This is a genomic window from Rhizobium sp. UGM030330-04, assembly GCF_003208455.1.
GTDB classification, from domain to species: Bacteria; Pseudomonadota; Alphaproteobacteria; order Rhizobiales; family Rhizobiaceae; genus Agrobacterium; species Agrobacterium rhizogenes_A.
The window spans coordinates 1-2,611 of record NZ_QKML01000040.1; the positions used below are offsets into that span (position 1 = coordinate 1).

2 protein-coding genes and 1 pseudogene are annotated in these 2,611 nt (G+C 55.0%); all 3 read right to left on the reverse strand.

The annotated features are described in order from the left end of the window. A partial coding sequence (locus N434_RS25290; protein WP_110760770.1) for a PAAR-like domain-containing protein occupies positions 1-1,227 on the reverse strand: 1,227 nt, incomplete at its 3' end. Next, positions 1,224-2,333, reverse strand: a complete 1,110-nt coding sequence (locus N434_RS25295) for a DUF2169 family type VI secretion system accessory protein (RefSeq protein ID WP_110760769.1) — start codon at positions 2,331-2,333, stop codon at positions 1,224-1,226. The genes N434_RS25290 and N434_RS25295, both read right to left, overlap by 4 nt. A 14-nt stretch (positions 2,334-2,347) precedes the next feature. Further along, positions 2,348-2,611, reverse strand: a pseudogene (locus N434_RS25300) (type VI secretion system tip protein VgrG); the annotation flags it as partial.

Sequence of the window (2,611 nt, forward strand, 5' to 3'; positions counted from 1 at the left end):
CGGGTCATTCCTATATTCTTGGCGCGCTTTCGCCTGCAGCGGCTCTGACAAAGCCCGCATACCCGCCGGATTCGCCAAATACTTTGCTTGATTGGCCAACATCTGCTGCGGACTCATATTGTTGAGCCCTTGTTCCTGCAATTCCATTTGTCGCTTGAACTCATCGAGATCGATCGTACTTTTTGTGGGCATAAAGCAGATTATCAATAAACGACATCTACGGTTTTCATCCTCATCGATACGAACATTTGATCCAGGTGGCGGCACAGGAACAGGTTTCGGCTCCGGGTCCTGCGTCGGTTTATTTTCCTTTCTGTGTTCCTGAATTTTTGCAAACGTCTCAGTTCGGATGTCAGCACCACTGTCCCAGAATGGAAGTTCGTTTATTCTGCGTTGCGCATCTAAAAGCAATTTCTGTTCAAAATCATCCTGTGGGACGGTATCGGAAAAATTCATTTTGTTGGTCGGAATAAGTACACCGGCGGCGAATATTCCGATCCCCGCCAATATCGTTCCCAGACTGACACCTCCCGCCGCGGCGGCAGCCCCTCCAGCACCGGAGGTTGCTGCACCGGCAGCGGTACTTGCTCCTCCAGCCGCCGCTCCACCCGCACCTTGAACGAGTGGAGCAAATCCTGGCGTGACGAGGAAACCTAGAGCAGCACCACCGGAAGGAACAGCGTCAGATGAACGGTTTTGCTTTTCTGAAGCATCGGCGACTTCAATTGCGCGAAGCGATCCTCGCACCGGATCATCGTCCTTGGGAGGATCATATGTCTGCGTGCTGCGGACAAAGATCGCCTCACCCTCGGTATTCCTGTTGTTCATATGGAAACGGTCAAGGTGACGGATGATGTGTGAACCTTCGGCACGCACCTGGTCAGCGTGTCCAATAGGCTCGCAAATGCTTTCCACCGTGCCGGATTTCACACCCTTACGGCTGCCGGGTGCATCGCCGTGCACATGTGTCGTACACGAACGCATCACCATTGCCTTTTTGCCGGTGAACCGAACAGACGGCGTGTAGTTTTTATCATGGCCGCAAAAATCCACGACCGGATAGGGAATGGGTACCACAGATGACCCGACAGGCGTCAGGCAAACATCTGGTGCTAAAGAAACGATACGTGCTTCGTCAATGTCACGCAGCCCCTCGCGTGGCGTCTTGGTCGTCCATGTATCGGGATATTGTGGTTCGCCGATATAGTTATCGCGAGGGATACTCATGCTGTCTCCCTTCCAGCCGCTTCGGTTCCAGGAGCCTTCAAGCGCACCCTAGTCAGCGTCAGATTTGTCTCACCTGCTTCAGAAAGAGGAAACCGCGCCCGCCAGGTCAGGAGAATGCGCCCATCCTCGCGCCAATCGAACTGAACGCCGTCCAGCTTCAAGACGTACCAGTCATCGCGATCTGCGCGTTGGCAATGGACACCGAGGGTAAGGCCGGGCAACGAGCCTTTCGCGACCGGATGCTCAGAACTGAGGTTAACGAGCTCGTAGTTCTCGTCACCCTTGAGGTGAGGAGCGGCGATGAGATCAGGATGGGCGGCCTGCCAGAACTTTTTATCGAAATCGCGAGGCAAAAGCGGATGCCGTTTCGCAACCCATGCGTCGTCGTAGGTTCCGGTATATTGCTGACGGGAACGCCACCAGGGTGATACGAGGCCAAATCCCTGTGGCTCCGGCGCTTCCTTCCAGTTCAGCCGTTCGCCGGGCGACGTGATCTGAGGCGCGCGTACGGGAGGCGTGTCTGTGGGCATGTCGAGATTAACGATACCACATCCCAGAGGATTGCGACGTTCCACATCCGCAGGGGTGTCGGTTTCGGTATCACCTGTGCCTGGAATGATGCCGCCAAAAGCATTGGTCCAGCAGACAGCGACCTGACGGGTCGGCTCGGGATCGGTTAGCACCCAATCCCTGATGATTCGCTTCGGCTCCTTTGCGGAGAAGCCCGCCCATTTTTCCTGAATGAAGGGTTGCCAGAACTGTCGGCCGCATACTTCGATCCCCTTGGAAATATCACCGACACGAATGGAGGCGCGCCAGGATTTCTGTGGCTCTTTCGACGGTGACCATGCATCCCCGAGAAAGCTGATATCCGTGCCGGGCTTGTCAGGGGTCAGATCGCTTTGGCGAAGGAGGACGGTCTGATGCGGATCGTCCTCGTAAACGTCTTGCCATTGAAAGCTCTCCTGCTCACGAGCGAGCTCCATAATTCCGTCCTGCACATGCGTGAAGGTAGCTCGCACGGAAACAATGCAATCCAGTTCCCCCTCGGCATCGAACTGACGGAAGGCCATGGCGGGAAACGGCAGGCGGTTCTGAAGTTCCAAGACCAGGCCCTCCGTCAGTTCAGATCGATCGGCTTGCCACGAAGCTGAAAATGATCCGTCGCCACGAAGTTGAAGGTCTTGCCAAGAATGATAACTTCACCGTTCGACTTCATGATGAATTTGGAATCACCGCATTCGATGACAAACTCTTCACCGACGGCAATCTTCTTGAATTTACCGACGCTTTCCAGCGATGTCTGTCCGACATTGGTGACCTTGCTCACCCCGATCTGTTCAGCTCTCGCAACGCCGACACTGTCCGATTTGAACGTGCTGAC